This window comes from Mycobacterium sp. 1081908.1 (genome assembly GCF_001673535.1).
Classification (GTDB): Bacteria; Actinomycetota; Actinomycetes; order Mycobacteriales; family Mycobacteriaceae; genus Mycobacterium.
In genome coordinates this window covers 1-19,653 of record NZ_LZLY01000088.1, presented here as the reverse complement: position 1 = coordinate 19,653, position 19,653 = coordinate 1, and the positions used below count along the sequence as shown (strand labels likewise).

At 70.2% G+C, this 19,653-nt stretch carries 21 protein-coding genes and 2 pseudogenes; 9 read left to right on the top strand and 14 right to left on the bottom strand.

Going from position 1 to position 19,653, the window contains the following annotated elements; translation table 11 throughout:
* The 3 genes from A5655_RS12655 to A5655_RS12645 form a co-directional block, all read right to left on the bottom strand.
* Positions 1-817, bottom strand: an 817-nt coding sequence (locus tag A5655_RS12655; protein WP_067010469.1) for an N-acetylglucosamine-6-phosphate deacetylase, incomplete at its 3' end; no start/stop codon positions are given.
* Positions 808-2,166, bottom strand: a complete 1,359-nt coding sequence (locus tag A5655_RS12650) for a sugar porter family MFS transporter (RefSeq protein ID WP_067010457.1) — start codon at positions 2,164-2,166, stop codon at positions 808-810. The genes A5655_RS12655 and A5655_RS12650, both read right to left, overlap by 10 nt.
* Positions 2,163-3,410: a D-alanyl-D-alanine carboxypeptidase family protein gene (locus A5655_RS12645; protein ID WP_067010455.1), complete on the bottom strand. Its 1,248-nt coding sequence runs from the start codon at positions 3,408-3,410 to the stop codon at positions 2,163-2,165. Before A5655_RS12645 ends, A5655_RS12650 begins: the two co-directional genes overlap by 4 nt.
* Positions 3,411-3,531: 121 nt before the next feature.
* On the opposite strand from A5655_RS12645, the gene A5655_RS12640 reads away from it, so the two are divergent.
* Positions 3,532-3,840, top strand: a complete 309-nt coding sequence (locus A5655_RS12640; RefSeq protein ID WP_067010466.1) for a hypothetical protein — start codon at positions 3,532-3,534, stop codon at positions 3,838-3,840.
* On the opposite strand, the gene A5655_RS12635 is transcribed toward A5655_RS12640, so the two are convergent.
* Positions 3,815-5,158 (bottom strand): aspartate aminotransferase family protein, encoded by a 1,344-nt coding sequence (locus A5655_RS12635; protein ID WP_067010452.1) that lies wholly within the window; start codon positions 5,156-5,158, stop codon positions 3,815-3,817. The two genes, A5655_RS12640 and A5655_RS12635, sit on opposite strands and share 26 nt — an antisense overlap.
* Positions 5,159-5,184: 26 nt before the next feature.
* Here A5655_RS12635 and A5655_RS12630 point away from each other — a divergent pair, with 26 nt between their 5' ends.
* Positions 5,185-6,090 carry a sigma-70 family RNA polymerase sigma factor gene (locus tag A5655_RS12630; RefSeq protein WP_067010449.1) on the top strand — a complete coding sequence of 302 codons (906 nt, stop codon included), beginning with the start codon at positions 5,185-5,187 and terminating at the stop codon, positions 6,088-6,090.
* On the opposite strand, the gene A5655_RS12625 is transcribed toward A5655_RS12630, so the two are convergent.
* From A5655_RS12625 to A5655_RS12610, 4 genes and pseudogenes are all read right to left on the bottom strand, one after another.
* Complete coding sequence (locus tag A5655_RS12625) at positions 6,031-7,125, bottom strand: alpha/beta hydrolase (RefSeq protein WP_067010446.1); 1,095 nt, start codon at positions 7,123-7,125, stop codon at positions 6,031-6,033. The two genes, A5655_RS12630 and A5655_RS12625, sit on opposite strands and share 60 nt — an antisense overlap.
* Positions 7,125-7,715, bottom strand: coding sequence for a class I SAM-dependent methyltransferase (locus A5655_RS12620; RefSeq protein WP_067010444.1), 591 nt, complete (start codon positions 7,713-7,715; stop codon positions 7,125-7,127). Before A5655_RS12620 ends, A5655_RS12625 begins: the two co-directional genes overlap by 1 nt.
* 46 nt (positions 7,716-7,761) lie before the next feature.
* On the bottom strand, positions 7,762-8,502 hold the full coding sequence (locus tag A5655_RS12615) for a helix-turn-helix domain-containing protein (RefSeq protein ID WP_067010441.1): 741 nt from the start codon (positions 8,500-8,502) through the stop codon (positions 7,762-7,764).
* Between the two features lie 9 nt (positions 8,503-8,511).
* Positions 8,512-9,141: pseudogene (locus A5655_RS12610) on the bottom strand (carboxymuconolactone decarboxylase family protein); the annotation flags it as partial.
* A gap of 58 nt (positions 9,142-9,199) precedes the next feature.
* On the opposite strand from A5655_RS12610, the gene A5655_RS12605 reads away from it, so the two are divergent.
* Both A5655_RS12605 and A5655_RS12600 read left to right on the top strand, forming a co-directional pair.
* Entirely contained in the window at positions 9,200-10,270 is a 1,071-nt protein-coding gene (locus tag A5655_RS12605; RefSeq protein WP_067010435.1) for a diguanylate cyclase, read from the top strand.
* 116 nt (positions 10,271-10,386) lie between these two features.
* Positions 10,387-10,860 (top strand): hypothetical protein, encoded by a 474-nt coding sequence (locus tag A5655_RS12600; protein WP_231999145.1) that lies wholly within the window; start codon positions 10,387-10,389, stop codon positions 10,858-10,860.
* Between the two features lie 6 nt (positions 10,861-10,866).
* Here the strand turns inward: A5655_RS12600 and A5655_RS12595 are convergent, their stop codons facing one another.
* The 4 genes from A5655_RS12595 to sdhC are packed head-to-tail and all read right to left on the bottom strand — an operon-like array spanning position 10,867 to position 14,219.
* A complete protein-coding gene (locus A5655_RS12595) occupies positions 10,867-11,643 on the bottom strand; it encodes a succinate dehydrogenase iron-sulfur subunit (RefSeq protein ID WP_067010432.1) in 777 nt (258 codons plus the stop codon).
* Positions 11,643-13,397 carry a succinate dehydrogenase flavoprotein subunit gene (sdhA, locus tag A5655_RS12590; RefSeq protein ID WP_067010430.1) on the bottom strand — a complete coding sequence of 585 codons (1,755 nt, stop codon included), beginning with the start codon at positions 13,395-13,397 and terminating at the stop codon, positions 11,643-11,645. The genes A5655_RS12595 and sdhA overlap by 1 nt, the downstream gene beginning before the upstream one ends.
* Before the next feature lie 19 nt (positions 13,398-13,416).
* Entirely contained in the window at positions 13,417-13,884 is a 468-nt protein-coding gene (locus A5655_RS12585; RefSeq protein WP_067010427.1) for a succinate dehydrogenase hydrophobic membrane anchor subunit, read from the bottom strand.
* The gene (gene sdhC / locus A5655_RS12580; RefSeq protein ID WP_067010424.1) at positions 13,881-14,219 is read right to left on the bottom strand and encodes a succinate dehydrogenase, cytochrome b556 subunit; all 339 of its coding nucleotides are present in this window, start codon (positions 14,217-14,219) and stop codon (positions 13,881-13,883) included. The genes A5655_RS12585 and sdhC overlap by 4 nt, the downstream gene beginning before the upstream one ends.
* Before the next feature lie 211 nt (positions 14,220-14,430).
* Between sdhC and A5655_RS12575 the strand changes: the two genes are divergently transcribed.
* From A5655_RS12575 to A5655_RS12565, 3 genes are read left to right on the top strand one after another with little or no spacing between them, the layout of a single operon-like run.
* Positions 14,431-14,829 (top strand): cytidine deaminase, encoded by a 399-nt coding sequence (locus tag A5655_RS12575; RefSeq protein ID WP_067010420.1) that lies wholly within the window; start codon positions 14,431-14,433, stop codon positions 14,827-14,829.
* Between the two features lie 5 nt (positions 14,830-14,834).
* Positions 14,835-16,124, top strand: a complete 1,290-nt coding sequence (locus tag A5655_RS12570) for a thymidine phosphorylase (protein ID WP_067010460.1) — start codon at positions 14,835-14,837, stop codon at positions 16,122-16,124.
* The gene (locus A5655_RS12565; protein ID WP_067010417.1) at positions 16,121-17,200 is read left to right on the top strand and encodes an adenosine deaminase; all 1,080 of its coding nucleotides are present in this window, start codon (positions 16,121-16,123) and stop codon (positions 17,198-17,200) included. Before A5655_RS12570 ends, A5655_RS12565 begins: the two co-directional genes overlap by 4 nt.
* Here A5655_RS12565 and A5655_RS12560 read toward each other — a convergent pair.
* A complete protein-coding gene (locus A5655_RS12560) occupies positions 17,197-17,481 on the bottom strand; it encodes a GlsB/YeaQ/YmgE family stress response membrane protein (protein ID WP_067010414.1) in 285 nt (94 codons plus the stop codon). The genes A5655_RS12565 and A5655_RS12560 overlap by 4 nt on opposite strands.
* 108 nt (positions 17,482-17,589) lie before the next feature.
* Between A5655_RS12560 and A5655_RS29220 the strand changes: the two genes are divergently transcribed.
* Together A5655_RS29220 and A5655_RS12550 are read left to right on the top strand one after the other, a co-directional pair.
* The gene (locus A5655_RS29220) at positions 17,590-18,264 is read left to right on the top strand and encodes a DivIVA domain-containing protein (RefSeq protein WP_067010411.1); all 675 of its coding nucleotides are present in this window, start codon (positions 17,590-17,592) and stop codon (positions 18,262-18,264) included.
* 53 nt (positions 18,265-18,317) lie between these two features.
* Positions 18,318-19,325 carry a VWA domain-containing protein gene (locus A5655_RS12550; protein WP_067010408.1) on the top strand — a complete coding sequence of 336 codons (1,008 nt, stop codon included), beginning with the start codon at positions 18,318-18,320 and terminating at the stop codon, positions 19,323-19,325.
* A 4-nt stretch (positions 19,326-19,329) separates the two neighbouring features.
* Here A5655_RS12550 and A5655_RS12545 read toward each other — a convergent pair.
* A pseudogene (locus A5655_RS12545) lies at positions 19,330-19,653 on the bottom strand (hypothetical protein); the annotation flags it as partial.

Sequence of the window (19,653 nt, the reverse complement as noted above, 5' to 3'; positions counted from 1 at the left end):
AGCCGGCCGCGGCGAGCGCGTCGGTGACCAGGGCGACCCGGTCGGGCCCCGCGGCCGCGATGACCGCGCGCACCACCTCCGGGTGCACGTGGACGCCGTCGGCGATGAGTTCGACCGTGACCCCCGGGGCGCGCAGCAGCGCGAGCGCGGGTCCCGGTTCGCGGTGGTGCAGCGGCGGCATCGCGTTGAACAGGTGGGTGCCGACCGTGGCGCCCGCGGCGATGGCCCGCTGGGTCTGCTCGTAGGTCGCGTCGGTATGGCCTATGGCCACAACAACATTCGCGTCCCGGAAGCGCCGGATCGCGTCGCCGGCGCCCGGCAGCTCGGGCGCCAGCGTGACCATCCGGACGGCGCCGCAACCGGCCTCGAGCACGGCGTCGATCTCGGCGGGATCCGGGTGGCGCATCCGGGTGGGGTCGTGCGCCCCGCACCGCGCCGGGCTCAGCCACGGACCCTCCAGGTGGATGCCCGCGATGGTGCCCCGACGGGTGGCCGCGGCGAGCGCGCCCACGCCGGCGATCAGCTCCGCCGGCGTGGCGGTGACCAGGCTGGCGAGCGTGGTGGTGGTGCCGTGCCGCCGGTGAAAGGCCGCGGCCGCGTCGATGGCATCGGGGTCGGTGTAGGACGCGCCGCCGCCGCCGTGCACGTGCATGTCGACAAAGCCTGGCACCACAACGCAATCCGGGAAGTCCCGGTCGGCCGGCGCGGGCGGTGGGCCGGCGCCGCACGCCCGGATCCGGCCGCCGGACGTCTCCAGCCATCCCGGCCGGCACACCTGCCCGTCGAGAACCATTGTCCCCGAACGGATCAGTCCCATCGACCGCCGTTCTCCCAGAAGTGCCTGATGTCCTCGAGTTGCCGGCCCTTGGTTTCCGGCGCATACCGGTAGACGAAGCCGAAAGCGATCAGCGTGAAAACCACGAACACCGCGAAAGTCCCCGCGCCGCCCAGCGAATGCAGCAACGTCAGGAAGACGGCGGCGATGATCGCGTTGGCCACCAGGTTGGAGGTCAGCATCGTGCTGGAGCCGATGGACCGCAGCCGCGTGGGGAAGCTCTCGCTGGCGTACACCCAGCCCAGGGAGCCGAAACCCGCGGTGTAGCCGAAGATGAACAGCAGGACGCCGGCGAACCCGAAAACCAGTCCGGCGCCGCCGAGGTGGCCCTGGGCGAACACGGCCATCAGGACGACGTCGGCGGCGATCATCATCGCGATGCCGCACAACAGGATTGGGCGCCGGCCCACCCGGTCGACCAGGAGCAGCGACGTGCCCACGGCCGCCAACCCGGCGATCTGCACCAGCGCCGGCAGGGCCAGCAGGGCGAAATTGCCGGTGAAGCCCATCGCTTCGAATATCCGGGGGCTGTAATAGATGATCGCGTTGATGCCGGTGATCTGAATCAGGAAGCCGAGCGTGATCACGAAGACGGTGGCCCGCAGGTACGGCCGTCGCAGCATCTCGGCGAAGCCGCCGCTCCCTTCGCTCAGGGCGCTCTTGATTTCGGCCAGCTCTTCGTCGGCTTTCGCGGTGGGGTCCGCACGCAGCAGCGCGGCGCGGGCGTCGTCGATCCTGCCCTTGAGCACGTACCACCGGGCCGTGTCGGGCATCCGAATCAGCAAGGGCAGCAGCAGCATTGCGGGCAGGGCGGCCAGCCCCAGCATCCACCGCCAGGCGTGCGCGCCGGCCAGCAGGTAGCCGGTCAGGTAGCCGACCACGAGCCCGCTGACGATCGCGAGTTGATAGGCCGTCAACAGCGAGCCGCGCACCGCGGCCGGGGCCGACTCCGCCACGTACACCGGCACCACCACCACCGTCACGCCGATCGTCAGGCCCAGCAGGAAGCGTGCCGCCAACAGCATCGGCAGCGACACCGCGAACGCGCCGAGGAGCGCGAACGCCGCGTAGGCGAGGAGGATCAGCGCCACCGATCTCTTCCGGCCGATCGCGTTGGCGAGCACGCCGGCGCCGAGCGCCCCGAAGATCTGGCCGATCACCACCATCGTCGTCAGCAGCTCTTGCTGCCGGGTCGTGAGCCCGAAGTCCTCGGTGACGAACAGCTGCGCGCCGGCGATGATGGACAGGTCGTAGCCGTAGATGACGCCGACGCTGGCGGCGGTGAGCCCGAGCGCCAGGCCCCGCCGCGACGGGGCGCGCCGTGACGTCACCGGTGTTGCGGTCGGCGGTTCATCGAGCGTGCGACCATGATCAAACTAAACACGATGATCGTTCCGATCACCGCGACGCCCACCCGCACCGGCAGCGCGTCCGCCGACGGCAGCAGCCCGGCGGCCTGGGGGCCGGCGCCCGGCCGGTCGGCGGCGCTGTCGCGCTTGGCGGGCATCAGCGAGGGATCGGGCTCGATCAGCGTGCCGACCTGGGTGCCTTGCGGCGTGGAAAACCCGTAGTCCAGCAGGTGCGCCGCCTGTTCCCACGGGGCGATCGGCTGCCGCGTCCCGTGCAGCAGCACCGCCATCAGCCGGCGCCCGTCGTGGTTGGCCGCGCCCACGAAGGTCTGCCCGGCGTCGTCGGTGTAGCCGGTCTTGCCGCCCATCGCGCCGGGGTACTTGTAGAGCAGCTGGTTGTCGTTTTCCAGCTCGTAGCCGGGGTGGTCGCCGTGGCCGGGGAAGTCGAAGGTCCGCGTCGCGACGATGCCGGCGAACGTCGGATTCTGCCAGGCGTAGCGGTAGAACAGGCCGATGTCGTAGGCCGACGTGCTCATGCCGGGGCCGTCCAGCCCCGACGGGGTCGCCACCCGGGTGTCGCGCCCGCCGAGCTTGGCGGCCAGCACGTTGATCTTGTCCAGCGCCTGCTGCATGCCGCCCAGCTGCACGGCCAGCGCGTGCGCGGCGTCGTTGCCGGAGTGCATCAAGAGGCCGTGCAGCAGCTGGTTGACGGTGAAGACGCCGCCGTCGGTCACGCCGACCTTGGTGCCCTCGGCGGCCGCGTCGTCGGCGGTGCCCTCGACGGACTTGTTCAGCGGCAGCGCGTTGATGGAGGCCATGGCGACCAGCACCTTGATGATGCTGGCGGGGCGGTGGCGGCCGTGCGGGTCCTTGGCGGCGATGACGGCGCCGCTGTCCAGGTCCGCCACCAGCCACGCGTCGGCCGACACGTCGCCCGGCAGGGGCGGTGTCCCGGGCGCCGCGACGACGCCGCAGCCGCCCAGCGCCTCGCCGCCGACGGGCTTGGGCGGGACCGCGAGCGGGATCGGCGGGTCACCGGCGGCGGGGACCTCCGAGGAGTCCACCGCGGGCGGGGTATTCACCTGGAACGGGCAGTTCGGCGGCCCGGCGGCGGGGCCCGGGGCCGGTTCGGCCAACGCGACCGGGACAGCGATCGGGGCGGCGACCATGACGCCGACCATGAAAGCCGTCGCTGCCAGGCATGACGCGGAACGTAACAGGGACATTGTGTGAGCAGACTAGGCGATCGGCGGCCCAATTCCGGGGAGCCGCGCTGTGACTGATGGGACGGATGTTACGAAGCGGCCCGCCTGCGTGGGTGCGGCGCCGAACCACTACGCTGACACCATTCAAAACAACGGATTTTGGTCTCGATGGCGGCGCGACGGTGACGGTCCGCGATCGCTCGAGCAACTGCTCAAGCAGGTCGAGAAGGGCACCCAGGTCCGCAGTTCCGGGCATGAGCGCATCCTGGAAGAGCTGAAGTCGCATCGCGACAGCGCCCAGGACGCCGACCTGAAATCCGCGCTCGTCTGGCTGTGCAACGCGCAGACCCGGCTGGGCAGCGACCCGAGCACGGCGCATTCCCGGGAGGTGCTGCTGGCCGCTTACGAGGTCAAGCGGGTCCTCGCTACAGCCGGTCCGACTCGACGCTGAGCACGCCGCGCAGGGTGGCCTCGATGGTGTCGAACTCGGCTTGGCCGCTGATCAACGGCGGCGCCAGCTGAATGACCGAATCGCCGCGGTCGTCGGTGCGGCAATACATCCCGGCCTCGAACAGGGCCGCGGACACCCGGGGCAGCAGCGCCCCGCGCTCGTCGTCGGTGAACCTCTGCCGGGTCGCCTGGTCCTTGACCAGCTCGACGCTGTAGAAATACCCCTCGCCGCGCACGTCGCCGACGATGGGCAGGTCGTAGAGCTTCTCCAGGGTGGCGCGGAACGCCCGCGCGTTGCGTTTGACGCGCTCGTTGAGGCCCTCGCGCTCGAAGATGTCGAGGTTGGCCAGCGCCACCGCCGCCGACACCGGGTGGCCGCCGAACGTATAGCCGTGCGGGAACATGGTTTTGGCGTCGTTGAACGGCTCGAACAAGCGCTCGCTCGCGACCATCGCGCCCAGCGGTGAGTAGCCCGACGTCAGCCCCTTGGCGCAGGTGATCATGTCGGGCACGTAGCCGAAGTCTCCGATGTCCGACGCACAGGCGAACATCGACCCCATCCGCCCGAAGGCGCAGATCACCTCGTCGGAAACCAGCAGGACGTCGTATACGTCGCAGATCTCGCGCACCCGCTCGAAATAGCCTGGGGGAGGCGGGATCGAGCCGCCCGCGTTCTGCACCGGCTCCAGGAACACCGCGGCGACGGTCTCGGGCCCCTCGAACTCGATCGCCTCGGCGATCCGGTCGGCGGCCCAGCGCCCGAAGGCCTTCGGGTCGGTGTGAAAGGGTTCGGGCGCCCGGTAGAAATTCGTGTTGGGCACCCGGAACCCGCCGGGCGTCACCGGTTCGAACGGCGCCTTGTATTTCGGCAGCCCGGTGATCGCCAGCGCGCCCTGGGTGGTGCCGTGGTAGGCGACCGCCCGCGAAATCACCTTGTGCTTACCGGGTTTGCCGGTGAGCTTGAAGTACTGCTTGGCCACCTTCCAGGCGGTCTCGACGGCCTCGGTGCCGCCGGTGGTGAAGAAGATCCGGTTCAGGTCGCCGGGCGCGTGGCGGGCGAGGCCCTCGGCGAGTTCGATCGCGCTCGGGTGGGCATAGCCCCACAGCGGGAAGTACGCCAGCGTGCTCGCCTGCCGGGCGGCGACCTCGGCGAGCTCGGTGCGCCCGTGGCCGACCTGCACGGTGAACAGCCCGGACAGCGCGTCGAGGTAGCCCTTGCCGCGGTCGTCGAAGATGGTGACGCCCTCGCCGCGGGTGATGATCGGCGCCGCGATGCCCGGCCCGTGCCGGGCGAAGTGCAGCCACAGATTGTCAGTCATGTTGTCCGCGAGCGTAGCCTCGCGATATGACCGCGGCGCAGCAGGTTCGCGAGTTTGAGGCGCTGCGACCGCATCTCATGTCGGTCGCCTACCGGCTGACCGGCACGGTGGCCGACGCCGAGGACATCGTCCAGGAGGCCTGGCTGCGCTGGCATGGGCAGAACCAGGTCATCGCGGATCTGCGGGCCTGGCTGACCACCGTGGTGAGCCGGCTCGGCCTGGACCGGTTGCGCTCGGCCGCGCACCGGCGCGAGACGTACACCGGCAACTGGCTGCCCGAGCCGGTGGTCACCGGCTTCGACCAAGGCGATCCGCTGTCGGCGGTGGTGGCCAGCGAGGGCGCCCGGTTCGCGGCGATGGTGGTGCTCGAGCGCCTGTCACCCGACCAGCGGGTCGCGTTCGTGCTGCACGACGGGTTCGCCGTGCCCTTCGCCGACGTGGCCGAGGTGCTGGGCATCAACGAGGCCGCGGCGCGGCAGCTGGCGTCGAGGGCGCGCAAGGCGGTGGCGGCGCAGCCGCCGCCGCAACCCGATCCGTCGCACAACGAGGTGGTCGGCCGGCTGATGGCCGCCATCGCCGCCGGCGACCTGGAGGCCGTGGTGTCGCTGCTGCATCCGGACGTGACGTTCACCGGCGATTCAAATGGCAAGGCGCCCACGGCCGTTCACGTCATCGCGGGAGCGGACAAGGTGGCCCGGTTCATCTTCGGCCTCGCCCGGCGCTACGGCGACGCGTTCTTCACGGCGAATCAGCTGGCGCTGGTCAACGGCGAGCTGGGCGCCTACACGGCGGGCAGCCCCGGCGACTACGGGCACTGGGCGATGCGGCCGCGGATCCTGGCGATGACGGTGCGCGACGGAAAGGTCTGCGCGCTATGGGATGTCGCCAACCCGGACAAGTTCACCGGCTCGCCCCTGGCCGGTCGGCCCTGACGCGACGGCGAGGCCCAGGCGCAGCGCCCCGGCGGCCTCGGCGGCGGCCTCGGCGAACCGGCCCCCCAGGCCGACGAAGTTGAGGTACGCGTGCGGCAGGTCCGGCTGCCGGCTGAGCGCGACCGGGATGCCCGCGGCCCGCAGCTTGTCCGCGTAGGCGACCGCGTCGTCGCGAATCGGATCGAAACCGGCGCTCGCGATGTAGGCGGGCGGCAGGCCGGTGACGTCGCCGTGCAGCGGTGACAGGCGCGGGTCGCGCGGATCGGTATGCGAGGGTATGTAATTGGCCAGCGCCCACGCCAGGTTCCGCTCGCTGAAGGTCGAGCCCCGCGCGAACAGGTCGTGCGAGGGCCGGCGGCCGGCGAGGTCCGTCGGGGGATACATCAGCAGCTGGAACGCCGGGACGGCGCCGCCCCGTCGCACCGCCTGTTGCGCGGTCACGGCCGCCAGATTCCCGCCGGCGCTGTCGCCCCCGACCGCGATGCGGCCGGGATCCGCCCCCAGGTCGGCGGCGTGGCGGTGCGCGTGTTCGAACGCCGCGATCGCGTCCGCCACGGCGGCGGGGAACGGATGCTCGGGCGCGCGCCGGTATTCGACCGACAGCACCCGCACGCCGGCGTGGCTCGCCAGATAACGGGCCACGGGGTCGTGGCTAATGCGCGAGCCGACCGAGAAGCCGCCGCCGTGGAAATACACCAGCAGCCCCGACGGCTCGGGCAGGCCCTCGGGCGTGTACAGGGTGGCCGGGATGTCGCCGTGCTCGGCGGGGATGACGATCTCCCGCGTCGGCACGGGCAGGGGTGATTCGTAACCCACGAGCCGCGGGAGTTGGTCATACCGCGCGCGGGACTCCTCGACGGGATCGGTGAAAACGTCGGAGCCCGAACGGTTTTTGAGGCGAATCATTAGCTGCGCGTCCAGCGCCATCTCCTGCCCGTCGATCCGCACCGGCGGTCCCGCCAGCAACCGGCGGACCGGGCTGGGCAACGCGAAGATGCCGCGGACCACGGCGGCGCGAATGCCTAATGCTGCCATCAGTTTTCCTCCTTGCCGGCCTTGTCGGCCGAGAACCGCATCACGTGGCCGAGCAGCCCCGGCCGCAGCGCGATGGCGAGCCCGTTCCTCTCGCATTCCACCCGGAAGTCAGCCGGCGCGATCAACCGGTGCGGTGAGCCGTCCAACCGGTGAAACAGGCTGGCCAGCGGGGTGCGCACCAGGTCGTAGCCGACGAAGGTCCCGCCCGGCCGCAGCACCCGCGCCACCTCGGCGACCGCGCGCTCCCAGTCGATGATGTGATGCAGCATCAGGCAGCTGACGACGGAGTCGAAGGATTCGTCGGGGAAGGGCATCGCGGTGGCATCGGCCGTCCGCGCCGACGCGTTGGGGAAGTCCCGCAGGCGGTCGGCGGCGGCCCGCGTCATGTGCGGGTCGACGTCCATCGCGACCCACGCGAGCTCGGGGTTCTTCGAGAGAACCTGGCGGGCAACGGATCCGGCGCCCGAACCGATCTCCAGCACGTCGCGGCCCAGTCGCCGGGCGTGCAGCTCGCGTGCGATCACGGGGCTGCCGGAACGCCCGACGGCGCCGCAGCAGAAGGCGCGTTCGAACGCTGACATCGCAGGCATGTCCCAAGCGTGGGCCACCCGCGACGGGAACGCTTGTACGGATCCGTCAGATGGATTCGCGGACCGCCCGCGCGAGCTCGTGCGGGGCCGAACCGGTCATCTCCCAGCACACCTTGTTGGCGTGCGAGCCGTCGGCGAACCCGGCCAGATGGGCGGCGTCGGTGACGGAGCGACCCGCGATGAGGTGGCCCATGGCGGTGACCAGCCGCGCCCAGCGGATCGTGGCCGACATCGACACCCCAGTCTGTTGCCTGCACAGGCGCCCGAGGTAATCCGGTGACAGCGCAACGGCATTCGCGACCGACGCCACGTCCACGTGACTCGGCACCCGGCTCGACACGACCTCGATCGCCCGCCGCAGCTGAGGGTGAACCGAGGGCCCACCTTGCTGTCCGCACAGCCGGCCGACCAGGAATTCGGCCGCGGCGTGCGGGCCGTCCCCGGTCAGCGCCGCCGCCGTCGCCTCGGCGAGCGGCGTGCCGTCGTCGACGACCCAGACGCCCCGACCGTGGTTGTGGCTCAACGCGTTCAGTGCGACGCCCTGCGGCGTCTGCAGCCCGAGGTACAGCGTCAACGCGGCGGATCGCGCATCCGAGCGGACGGCGTGGCGGACTCCGCTGCCGACCACGACCAGCCGGCACTCCTCGCGCCGATCGTCCGCCCGGGTGAGTGTGATGGGCCCGCGCCGGCCGACGGTGACCTGAACCGCGGGGTGGTGGTGCAGGGCGAGGTCGGAAAACACGCCGGCGACCATGAGCCGGCCCGGCCCCAGCTCCCAGGCGCGCATTCCGCCACTCTAGCGCCGCGCCGGGGTCTCCTCGACCCACGGAATGCGGCAGGCGTCACCGGAATTGAAGCCCTGCTCGGTGATGCCCAGCGCGGAGTTCACCCGCGCCCGCATGTTCTCCAGCCCGATCTGGTAGGTCAGCTCGAACACGCCGGCGTCGCCGAAGCGGGCCCGCAGGTCGGCGACCTGCTCGTCGGTCACGGTGTGCGGGTCGGCCGTCATCGCGTCGGCGTATGCGATGGCCGCGCGCTCGTCGTCGCTGAACGCCGGCGAGGCGGCGTAGTTGTCGATCTCCTTGAGGCGCTCCATGTCCAGGCCGTCCAGCCGCTGCAGCATGGAGCCGAAGTCGACGCACCACGAGCAGCCGATCTGGCGCGCGGTCCAGTACACCGCGAGCTCGCGCACGCTGACCGGAAGCGTCTTCGACGCCCGGTCCACCATGGTTTCGTGCACGGCGCCCGCGATCATCAGCTTGCGATGGTGCGCCGACACGGCGAACGGCTCGGGAACCTGGCCGTAGCGCCGCTTGGCCACCCGGTACATGGCGCGGATCAGCAGCCCGGCGCGCTTGGGGGGCAGGGGTTCGATGCGGGTTTTCGGTGTCATATCCGTCAGACGGGATGGCGCGCGAAAGTGTGACACATACCTGCGGTATGTCGCTAATGTCTCGACCTGTGGCATCGGGTGGAAGTCGACGATGACCGCGCTGTTTAGCCGGTGGTGGCGGGCCGATCAATACGACTGGCTCTCCGGTTACCTTGCGTCGCGGGGCATCAGCGGTGCCACCCGGGCCGTGTTGGCGGCCATTTCGGCGTCGATGGTGTTGTGCCTCCTCGCGCTGCTGGCGGGCTCGGACGGTCCCCGCGGGGCGGTCCCGGTGGCGATGATGTGGGCCGCCGTCGGCGGCGGGGTGGCCGGGATGCTGCTGTGGATATGGCGCTGGCCGACGCGCCCGCAATCACTCGCTTTCGCCATCACGTGCAACAGCGCCGTCGCCCTGGCCTGCCTGGCACACCCGAACCCGCTGGCCGCGCTGATCGGGTGCATCGCCTTCGCGACGTTCGGCGCCTACATGGCGTTCTTCCACACCACCGGCTTCGTGCTGTACAACTTCGCGGTGGCCGCCGCCGTCGGCTCCTGGGAGGCGCTGTCGCTGGCCAGGGCCGGACACCCCAGCCTCGCGGGGGTGGACCTGTGGCTGGTGATCGAGGTCAACATCGCCCTGCCGGTGGCCATCCTGATCCTGGTGCGCGCGCTCGCGGGCGACCTGCTGCGGGCCGACCGCGATCCGTTGACGGGCCTGCTCAACCGGCGCGCGTTCGCGCACGAGGCGCTGGGGATGATCCTGGCCCGCCGGGGCATCGACTCCCACCTGGTGGTGATGCTGATCGATCTCGACCATTTCAAGGCCGTCAACGACAGGTCCGGTCACGCCGCGGGGGACCACGCGCTGGTCCAGGTCGCCCAGGCGCTGCTGGCCGCCGCCGACAACCAGGCGGTGGTGGCGCGCAGCGGCGGCGAGGAGTTTCTGTTGGCCGGCACGTCTTCGGGCTGCAACGCCGAGTCGCTGGCCGCGCGGATGTGCCGGGCGATCGAGGCCTCGGCGGCGGGGGTCACGGCCAGCATCGGCACCGCCTGCGCCCGCCTCGACGACACCGCCTCCGACCCGCAATCGGTTCTGCAGGAGTTGATCAGCGCCTCCGACGCCGCGATGTACCAGGCTAAGCGGTTGGGCGGCAACCAAAGCCATCACCACGAACTCTGCTGAGCGGCGCCGCGCGACCGTCTGTGCGAAGCGGTTTCGCGCCGAGAGGTCCGGGTACCCGGATTGGCAACCTCGCCGGCCAACCGGTGCGGCAGGTAGCGAGAGGGTGAGGAGCAGTTATGACCTCTCAGAATGATCAACAGCCCGAAGACGCGCGGTTGGAGCACTTCGACGATCCCGCATTGGGCAGCGGCGCGCGCGACACCGGTTCGGATACCCCCGAGCAGGGCAGCGGGGACCGTCCCGTCGGAACGGTGGATGAAGACGCGAATCCGCCGATGAGCGATCCAACGGCGTCGGAGACCTACAGCGGCACTGGCGAGTTACCTCCGCAGGACACGGGCAGCGCAGTCCCTCCCTACGAGGGACGCCAGCAAGGCGGCGCGGTCAGCACCGAGGGCCCGGGCGGCGTGACGGCGCCCACGCCGGATCCCGAGTTCAAGTCGGCCAGCCCGTCGGATACGGCCGGCGGCGCGACTCAGTCCCCCGCGGACGAGCAACCCGCCGCAGAAATGCCGGAATCCGACCTCGACGACGACCGGGTCGGGCCCGCGCACGTAGCGGGCACTCGCCGTGGCGAGTCCGCGCCCTGAGCGCGCCTAGCGCGAGAACATCGTCGCGCGCTTGACCTCCTGGATCGCCTTGGTGACCTCGATGCCCCGGGGGCAGGATTCGGTGCAGTTGAACGTGGTGCGGCACCGCCACACGCCGTCGACCTCGTTGAGGATGTCGAGGCGCTCGGCGGCGGCCTCGTCGCGGCTGTCGAAGATGAAGCGGTGCGCGTTGACGATCGCCGCCGGCCCGTAGTAGCTGCCCTCGTGCCAGAACACCGGGCAGCTGGTGGTGCAGCACGCGCACAGGATGCACTTGGTGGTGTCGTCGTAGCGGGCCCGGTCGGTCGGGCTCTGGATGCGTTCCCGCGTCGGGGGATTGCCGGTGGTGATCAGGTAGGGCTTCACCGCCCGGTAGGCGTCGAAGAACGGCTCCATGTCGACGACCAGGTCCTTCTCCACCGGCAGCCCGCGGATCGGTTCGACCGTGATCGTCAGCGACTTGCCCGGTTTTTTCGGCAGCAGGTCGCGCATCAGCACCTTGCAGGCCAGCCGGTTGACGCCGTTGATGCGCATGGCGTCGGAGCCGCACACGCCGTGCGCGCAGGACCGCCGGAAGGTCAGCGTCCCGTCCAGGTAGCTCTTGATGTAGATCAGCAGGTTGAGCATCCGGTCGCTGGGCAGGCAGGGCACCCGAAAGCTTTGCCAGCCACCGGTTTTCGCGAACGCGTCGGGCTGGTCGGGGTTGAACCGGGCGATCTTCACGGTCACCATCACCGCGCCGTCGGGAATCTCCGGCAGGGGCGGCTCCAAAGTGTCCGTCATCAGTATTTCCGTTCCTTGGGTTCGTAGCGGGTCTGCACCACGGGCTTGAAGTCCAGCGCGACGTCGCTGAGCAGGTCGGTGCCCTGCTTGTAGGCCATGGTGTGGCGCATGTAGTTGACGTCGTCGCGGTTCGGGTAGTCCTCGCGGGCGTGGCCGCCGCGGGACTCCTTGCGGTTCAGGGCGCCGACCACGGTGACCTCGGCCAGCTCCAGCAGAAAGCCGAGCTCGATGGCCTCCAGCAGGTCGCTGTTGTAGCGCTTTCCCTTGTCGTGCACGGTGATTCGCGAATAGCGCTCCTTCAGCGCGTGGATGTCGGTGAGGGCCTGCTTGAGCGTCTCCTCGGTGCGGAACACCGCGGCGTTGTTGTCCATCGACTGCTGCAGGGCGCCCCGGATGTCGGCGACGCGCTCGTTGCCGTGCTCGGAGAGGATGTCGGCCACCCAGCCGACGACCATCGCCTCGGGCTCCGGTGGCATGTCGACGAAGTCGTGCCCGCGGGCGTAGGCCACGGCGGCGATGCCGGCGCGGCGGCCGAAGACGTTGATGTCCAGCAGCGAGTTGGTGCCCAGCCGGTTGGCGCCGTGCACCGACACGCACGCGCACTCGCCGGCCGCGTACAGGCCCGGGACGGTGGAGGTGTTGTCCCGCAACACCTGTCCGGTGACGGTCGTCGGGATGCCGCCCATCACGTAGTGACACGTCGGGTAGACCGGGACGAGCTCGTGCACCGGGTCCACGCCCAGGTAGGTCCGGGCGAACTCGGTGATGTCGGGCAGCTTGGACTCCAGCACGTCCTCGCCCAGGTGGCGGACGTCGATGTAGACGTAGTCCTTGTTGGGGCCCGCGCCGCGGCCCTCCAGCACCTCGAGCACCATCGAGCGCGCGACGATGTCGCGCGGCGCCAGGTCGACGATCGTCGGGGCGTAGCGCTCCATGAACCGCTCGCCCTCGGCGTTGAGCAGCCGGCCGCCCTCGCCGCGCACGGCCTCGGAGATCAGGATGCCCAGGCCGGCCAGCCCGGTCGGATGGAATTGGTGAAACTCCATGTCCTCCAAGGGAAGTCCCTTGCGGAACACGATGCCGATGCCGTCCCCGGTCAGGGTGTGCGCGTTGGAGGTGGTCTTGTACATCCGGCCCGAACCGCCGGTGGCGATGATGACGGCCTTGGCGTGGAAGACGTGAATCTCGCCCGTCGCGAGCTCGTAGGCGACGACGCCGGTGGCCACCGGCCCGCTCGGGGTCTGCGTGAGCACCAGGTCCAGCGCGTAGAACTCGTTGAAGAACTGCACGTCGTGCTTGACGCAGTTCTGGTACAGCGTCTGCAGGATCATGTGGCCGGTGCGATCGGCGGCGTAGCAGGCCCGGCGCACCGGCGCCTTGCCGTGGTCGCGGGTGTGCCCGCCGAAGCGGCGCTGGTCGATGCGGCCCTCGGGGGTGCGGTTGAACGGCATCCCCATCTTTTCCAGGTCGAGCACCGCGTCGATGGCTTCCTTGCACATGATCTCCACCGCGTCCTGGTCGGCGAGGTAGTCGCCGCCCTTGACGGTGTCGAAGGTGTGCCATTCCCAGTTGTCGTCCTCGACGTTGGCCAGCGCGGCGCACATGCCGCCCTGGGCGGCGCCGGTGTGGCTGCGGGTGGGGTAGAGCTTGGTCAGCACCGCGGTCCGCACCCGCGGCCCGGCCTCGACGGCGGCGCGCATCCCGGCGCCGCCCGCGCCGACGATCACCACGTCGTATCGGTGTTGCTGGATCACGGCTCGCCTTTCACGACGTTCACGAGATGTTCGGGTCGAATGTCACCAGCACGTAGGTGCCCAGCACCAACGTGAACCCCATCGACAGCAGCAGCAGGCTGTTGAGCCAGAACCGGGTGGAGTTCTTGCGGCTGTAGTCGTCGATGATGGTGCGCAGCCCGTTGCCGCCGTGCAGCTGCGCCAGCCACAACAGCGCCATGTCCCACATCTGCCAGAACGGCGAGTGCCAGCGCTGCGCCACGTAGTTGAAGTCGATGCGGTACACGCCGTCGTCCCACATCAGCATGATGAACAGGTGCCCGACCGCGAGGAACACCAGCGCGATCCCGGAGAACCGCATGAACAGCCACGCGAACTTCTCGAAATTGGGGATGCCGGCGCGCCGGCGCGGGGAGCGGGGATTGTCCAGGCTGGCGGGGCGGTCGTAGAAGCGCTGCCTGACCGGCGCCGTCTGGCCGCGCCCGAGTTGGAGGTCCGGGCTGCTCATCGGAGGTGCTCCACGACGTGGATGCCGGTCACCACGCCGGCGGGAACCATCAGCAGCAAAAACACGATGACGACGATCAAGAACATCAGCCGCTGATGGCGGGGCCCCTGCGACCAGAAGTCGATCAGGATGATGCGGATCCCGTTCAGCCCGTGGAACAGCACCGCGGCGATCAGGCCGTACTCCATCAGGCCGACGATCGGGGTCTTGTAGTCGCCCACCACCGCGTTGTAGGTCTGCGGGCTCACCCGCAGCATCGCGGCGTCCAGCACGTGGACGAACAGGAAGAAGAAGATGGTCGCGCCGCTGATGCGGTGCAGCACCCACGACCACATGCCCGGGTCGCCCCGATACAGGGTCCGGGGTGGTCGCCGCTTGCGCACGGTGGCAGTGCTCACGTGATCCTCACCGCCTTCGGAACAGTCAGCCGGACAAGTCAGCCTAACCCTGCCAGCCGGCAGGTCGTGCCGAACAGCCGCCAAGCGAAGCGTCGTGTCAGAGTTAGGGTTGGCCTCGCAAGTCGGCCCTTTGGTGAGCGGAGTCGGGATGCCTGATGTCGATTGGAAAGAGCTGCGCGACAGGGCGATTGGGGCTGCGGCGGGGGCCTACGCGCCCTACTCGCGGTTCGCCGTGGGCGCGGCCGCGCTGGTCGACGACGGCCGCGTCGTCACCGGGTGCAATGTGGAGAACATCTCATATGGCCTTGGTCTCTGTGCCGAGTGCGGCGTGGTGTCCGCCCTGCATTCCACCGGCGGCGGCCGGCTGGTCGCGCTGGCGTGCGTGGACGCGCGGGGCGCCACCCTGATGCCGTGCGGGCGATGCCGCCAGCTGCTGCTGGAACACGGCGGTCCCGGGCTGCTCGTCGACCATCCGGTGAGGCCCCGCCCCCTCGGCGAGCTGCTGCCCGACGCCTTCACCGCCGACCTGCCGCGGGAACGGCCTTGAGCGACTTGGGATTCGACGCGGCGTTTGACGCGCCGACGGTGATCCGGACCAAGCGCGACGGCGGGCGGCTGTCCGACGCCGCCATCGACTGGGTCATCGACGCCTACACCCACGGCCGCGTCGCCGACGAGCAGATGTCGGCGCTGCTGATGGCGATCGTGTGGCGCGGCATGGACCGCGGCGAGATCGCCAGGTGGACCGCGGCGATGCTGGCCTCCGGCGAGCGGCTGGACTTCGGCGACCTGGGCGTCCCGACCGTCGACAAGCACTCCACCGGCGGCGTCGGGGACAAGATCACCCTGCCGCTGGTGCCCGTCGTCGCCGCCTGCGGGGCGGCCGTGCCCCAGGCGTCGGGCCGCGGGCTCGGGCACACCGGCGGCACCCTGGACAAGCTGGAATCCGTCGCCGGGTTCACCGCGCAGCTGTCCGGCGCGCGGATCCGGGAACAGCTCCGCGACGTCGGCGCCGCCATCTTCGCCGCCGGCGAGCTGGCCCCGGCCGACGCCAAGCTGTACGCGCTGCGCGACGTCACCGGCACCGTCGAGTCGCTGCCGCTGATCGCCAGCTCGGTCATGAGCAAGAAGCTGGCCGAGGGCGCCGGCGCGCTGGTGCTCGACGTGAAAGTCGGATCCGGGGCGCTCATGGGCTCGGAGGCGGCCAGCCGGGAGCTGGCGCACACCATGGTCGAGCTCGGCGCGGCGCACGGGGTGCCGACCCGCGCGCTGCTGACGGACATGAACCGCCCGCTGGGCGCGACGGTCGGCAACGCGCTCGAGGTCGCCGAGTCGCTGGAGGTGTTGGCCGGCGGCGGGCCCCCCGACGTGGTGGAGCTGACGTTGCGGCTGGCCGCCGAGATGCTCGACCTCGCCGGTATCGGCGACCGCGACCCCGCCCGGACGCTGCGCGACGGCACCGCGATGGACCGGTTTCGCCGGCTCGTCGCGGCCCAGGGCGGTGACTTATCGGTACCGTTGCCGATCGGTTCGTGTTCCGAGACCGTGACCGCACCCCGGGGCGGCACAATGGGCGATATCGACGCGATGGCGGTGGGGCTGGCAAGTTGGCGGCTCGGCGCGGGCAGGTCCCGTCCGGGCCATCCGGTGCAGCTGGGCGCGGGAATCCGGATCCACCGCCGGCCCCGGGAGCCGGTCGCGGCCGGCGAGGCGCTGTTCACCCTCTACACGGACACCCCCGAACGCTTCGACGCCGCGATGGCCGAGCTGGCCGGCGGCTACAGCATCGACGACACCCCGCCGGTCTCCCGGCCGCTGATCATCGATCGGATCGCGCAGTGATCGACCTGAACCAGATCAAGAAGGCGCCCAAGGCGCTGCTGCACGACCACCTCGACGGCGGGCTGCGGCCGTCGACCGTGATCGACATCGCCGGCCAGACCGGCTACGACGGGCTGCCCGCCACCGACGTCGACGAGCTGGCGACGTGGTTTCGCACCCGGTCGCACAGCGGGTCGCTGGAGCGGTACCTGGAACCGTTCTCGCACACCGTTGCGGTGATGCAGACGGCCGACGCCCTGTACCGCGTCGCCTACGAGTGCGTGGAGGACCTGGCCGGGGATTCGGTCGTCTACGCCGAGGTGCGGTTCGCCCCCGAACTGCACATCGACCGCGGGCTGTCCTTCGACGAGATCGTCGACGCGGTGCTCGAGGGTTTCGCCGCCGGGGAGAAGGCCTGCGCGGCGGCCGGCCGCCCCATCAAGGTGCGGCTGCTGGTCACCGCGATGCGCCACGCCGCGGTGTCCCGCGAGATCGCCGAGCTCGCGATCCGGTTCCGGGACAAGGGCGTGGTGGGATTCGACATCGCCGGCGCCGAGGCCGGCAACCCGCCGACGCGGCACCTCGACGCCTTCGAGTACATGCGAGACCACAACGCGCGCTTCACGATTCACGCCGGCGAGGCGTTCGGGCTGCCGTCCATCCACGAGGCCATCGCGTTCTGCGGCGCCGACCGGCTCGGCCACGGGGTGCGCATCGTCGACGACATCGAGGTCCTCGAGGACGGCCGCGTCCGGCTGGGTCAGCAGGCAGCCATCCTGCGGGACAAGCGAATTCCGCTGGAGCTGTGCCCCAGCTCGAACGTGCAGACCGGCGCGGTCAGGAGCATCGCCGAGCACCCGTTCGATCTGCTGGCCCGCACCCGTTTCCGGGTTACCGTCAACACCGACAACCGGCTGATGAGCGATACCACGATGAGCCTCGAAATGTCGAGGCTCATCGAGGCTTTCGGTTATGGGTGGAGTGATCTCGAGCGCTTCACCATCAACGCGATGAAGTCGGCCTTCATCCCGTTCGACGAGCGGCTCGCGATCATCGACGAGGTGATCAAGCCGCGCTACGCGGTGCTGATCGGCTAGCGGGGCAGCCCGGTGCGGCTGCGGCGGCCGGTCACGGCCTCCCAGATCGCGATCAGGACGACGGCGGCGGCTACCCCGACGAAGAACGGAATCCATGCGATCCCGCCGTTGGCGTTGTGGTATCCGAACTGCGCGGCCACCGCCGAGCCGATCAGACCACCGACGGCACCGAGTACGACCGTCATGATCATGCCGATGTTCTGCTTGCCCGGCATGACCAGACGCGCCACCAAACCGATGACGGCGCCCACGATGATCGCCAGGATGATTGATCCGATCATTTGCTGCTCCTGTTGTCTGTACGGCGCCCCGTGCGGGCGCCATCTTGGACAGGAGTTCCCCGAACCGTCGGGCTTGTAACACAATTCGATCGGGTCCAAACTCTGCTCATGGATCCGGAGCACGTCCGCAACGTCGCTTTCTCCAGGCCGCCCGCCGGGAAGCGTGGCTACAACGAGGACCAGGTCGACGCGTTCCTCGACTGGCTGGAGGCGGCGCTGCGGGACCCGGCGCGGGGGGCCGTCACGCCCGAGCAGGTCCGCAGCGTCGCTTTCGCCAGGCCGCCCATCGGAAAGCGCGGTTACAACAAGGACGAGGTCGACGCGTTCCTCGACCGCGTCGCACGGCAAGTCGGGGGGTCGCCACCCGAGCCCGCGCCGGGCGATCAGGCGGCGACCAGGTACACGCTGAAGATCCAGCCGAACGTGTTTCTGTTCTGGACGCCGCAATGGCACGACTGGCGCTCCGACGACACGTCCGGCGGGTCCGCGGACGGCGTGCTCGACCTCGTATTGGAGATCCTTTTGAACCTGCTGTGGAACTGGTTCCTCTGGATCGTCTGGGCCGGCGTCGCGTGGTTGCTGGAGGGGTGCGTCGCGGTCGCGCTCTCCCCGATCTCGCTGCTGACCAGCCTCCTCGGGGTGCGGCGCCACCGGCTGATCGCCGTCCCGAACGACGGCACCGAGGCGTTGTTGTTGAGCCAGGGCTCCTGGTACGCCGTGCGGCGCGCCCGAGCCGAGGCGCGGGACCAGATCGCCTCCCACGACGGCGTCCTGACGCTGTAGGGCGCCGCGCCGGGCCATGCAGCGCCGGCGTTTGACGAATAGGGTGGCTGGACATGAAGCTGCCGCTGCTGGGACCCGTGTCGCTCACGGGCTTCCAGAACGCCTGGTTCTTCCTGTTCTTGCTGGCCGTGGCGCTGTTGATCGGGATCTACGTGGTGGTGCAGTTCGCCCGCCGCCGCCGGGTGCTGCGGTTCGCCAACATGGAGGTGCTGGAGCGGGTCGCGCCGCTGCGCTCGGGCCGGTGGCGGCATGTGCCGACGATCCTGCTCGCCGCGGCGCTGGTGCTGCTGACCACCGCCATGGCCGGGCCGACGTCGGACATCCGGATTCCGCTCAACCGCGCGGTCGTGGTGCTGGTCATCGACGTCTCGGAGTCCATGGCGGCCACCGACGTCGCCCCCAACCGGCTGGCCGCCGCGCAGGAGGCCGGCAAGAAATTTGCCGACGAGCTGACGCCGGCCATCAACCTGGGCTTGGTCGAATTCGCCGCCAACGCCTCGCTGCTGGTGTCCCCGACGACGAACCGGGCCGCGGTGAAGGCGGCGATCGACGGGTTGAAGCCGGCGCCCAAAACCGCGACGGGCGAAGGCATCTTCACCGCGCTGCAGGCGATCGCCACGGTCGGCTCGGTGCTGGGCGGCGGCGAAGGGCCGCCACCGGCGCGGATCGTCCTGGAATCCGACGGCGCCGAAAACGTGCCGCTGGACCCCAACGCCCCGCAGGGGGCGTTCACCGCCGCGCGCCTGGCCAAGGACCAGGGCGTGCCCATCGCGACCATCTCGTTCGGCACCAAGGGCGGGGAGATCGAGATGGACGGGCAGCGCGTCGCCGTGCCCGTGTCCACGGACCAGATGCGCAAGATCGCTCAGCTCTCGGGCGGGCAGTCCTACACCGCCACCAACATCAGCGAGCTGAACAAGAGCTACAACGCCATCGAGAACGACATCGGGTTCCGCACGGTGCCCGGCCCGGGCAGCGCCGGCTGGCTGCGCCTGGGCGTCGTCGTCGCGCTCATCGCCGCGGCGCTGGGTCTGCTGATCAACCGGCGCCTGCCGACCTGACCGATCAGGCGGGCAGCCGCCGGTTCAGGAACTCGCCGGCCAGCACGGCGCCGGCCAGCAGCACCGCGCCGAGCAGCATCCAGGCCAGGCTGGCGTCGCCCTTGACGGTCTGATAGCCGATCTGGCGCTGCAGCGTCGAATAGACGCTCTCGAGCGATTCCAGGCTGTCCGCGTGGAACGCCTGGCCGTCGGTGATCTTGGTGATCTCCTGCAGCGTCTGGTCGTCGACGGGGACCGGGATGGTGGCGCCCTCGTACTCGACGGTGCCGTAGGGCGTGCCGAAGGAGATCGTCGAGATCTGCACCTCCTCGGCCTTGGCGGCCCGCGC